The following is a 1,596-nucleotide window of genomic DNA, read 5'->3' as shown; positions in this document are numbered from 1 at the left end:
ATCCACCTCTATGCGGCCAACCGGGGCATGGGCACGCGCGTGTTCGTGTCGGCCGATGGCGAGATGCTGATCGTGCCGCAGGCCAGCCGCCTGACGATCCGCACCGAACTGGGCCGGCTGGAGGTGGCGCCGCTCCAGATCGCGCTGATCCCGCGCGGGCTGCGCTTCGCGGTGGATCTGCCGGACGGCGATTCGCGGGGCTATGTCTGCGAGAATTACGGCCAGCCCTTCCGCCTGCCCGATCTCGGCCCGATCGGCGCCAACGGGCTCGCTTCCCCCCGCGATTTCGAGACGCCGGTGTCGTGGTACGAGGATCGCGATGGCGATCACGAGCTGATCCAGAAGTTCGAGGGCGGGTTGTGGGCGACCATGCTCGACCATTCACCGTTCGACGTGGTGGCCTGGCACGGCAATCTCGCGCCGTGCCGCTACGATCTGGCGCGGTTCAATACGATCAACACCGTCAGCTTCGATCACCCCGATCCGTCGATCTTCACGGTGCTGACCAGCCTGTCCGACGTGGCCGGCACCGCCAATTGCGACTTCGTGATCTTTCCGCCGCGCTGGATGGTGGCGGAGGGCACGTTCCGCCCGCCGTGGTTCCATCGCAACGTGATGAGCGAATATATGGGGCTGCTGGCCGGCACCTACGATGCCAAGGAAGGCGGCTTCGCGCCGGGCGGCGGATCGCTGCACAACCGGATGAACGGCCACGGCCCCGACCGCGCCAGCTACGACAAGGCGATCGCCGCCGATCTCGTGCCGCAGCGGCTGGACGGTACGATGGCCTTCATGTTCGAGAGCCGCGACGTGATCCGCCCCACCCGCGCGGCGATGACCAGCCCCACGCTGCAGCCTGATTACGACGCGGTGTGGCAGGGCTTCCGCAAGGCGGTGCTGCCGCCGGGGTGATCCGGGCGATGGCCGGGCGGGGACCGGCGCCCCGCCCCGGGGAAGGCGACACGCCACGCTGGCATCGTGACGGCAGGTGACGCTATCGCATCGTCGCGCCGGCTTCCCGGCGGGCCGAACGGAGACACGGGCGATGATGCCGGCGGGGTGGGATTTCACGCAGGCGCTGGCGTGGGGCGACGTGGCGGGGATCGCGGTGTTCGCCGCCTCCGGCGCGCTGGCGGCGGCGCGGCAGCGGCAGACGCTCGTCACCTTCGCCTTCTTCGCGGCGGTGACGGGCACCGGCGGCGGCACGCTGCGCGATCTGCTGATCGACGCGCCGGTGTTCTGGATGGTCGATTCGCGCGCCATCGCCACCTGCCTGATCGTGGCGCTGGCGGTATGGCTCACGCCCGCACGGCTATGGTCGCCGCGCGCGCTGGACTGGTTCGATGCGGTGGGGCTGGCGGCCTACGCCGTCTATGGCGCGGGCAAGGCGCTGGCCCACGGCGTGCCGCCGCTGTCCGCCGCCGTGATGGGGGTGGTGACGGCCTGCATGGGCGGCATCATCCGCGACGTGCTGGCGGGCGAACCCTCGATCCTGCTGCGACCCGAACTGTACGTGACGGCGGCGGCGCTGGCGGCCGGGCTGTTCGTGGGGCTGACGCTGCTGGGCGTCGCCGCGCCGGTGGCGGCGGTGGTGGG

The 1,596-nt window shown here is 70.8% G+C and carries 2 protein-coding genes; both read left to right on the top strand.

What is annotated here, in order from left to right; translation table 11 throughout:
• A partial coding sequence (locus FOY91_RS21300) for a homogentisate 1,2-dioxygenase domain-containing protein (protein ID WP_145156069.1) occupies positions 1-912 on the top strand: 912 nt, incomplete at its 5' end.
• A gap of 136 nt (positions 913-1,048) precedes the next feature.
• Positions 1,049-1,596, top strand: a 548-nt coding sequence (locus FOY91_RS21295; RefSeq protein WP_145156067.1) for a trimeric intracellular cation channel family protein, incomplete at its 3' end; no start/stop codon positions are given.

It is taken from the genome of Alterirhizorhabdus solaris (genome assembly GCF_007785815.1).
Taxonomy (GTDB): domain Bacteria; phylum Pseudomonadota; class Alphaproteobacteria; order Sphingomonadales; family Sphingomonadaceae; genus Alterirhizorhabdus; species Alterirhizorhabdus solaris.
This window is presented reverse-complemented; position numbering and strand designations above follow the sequence as displayed.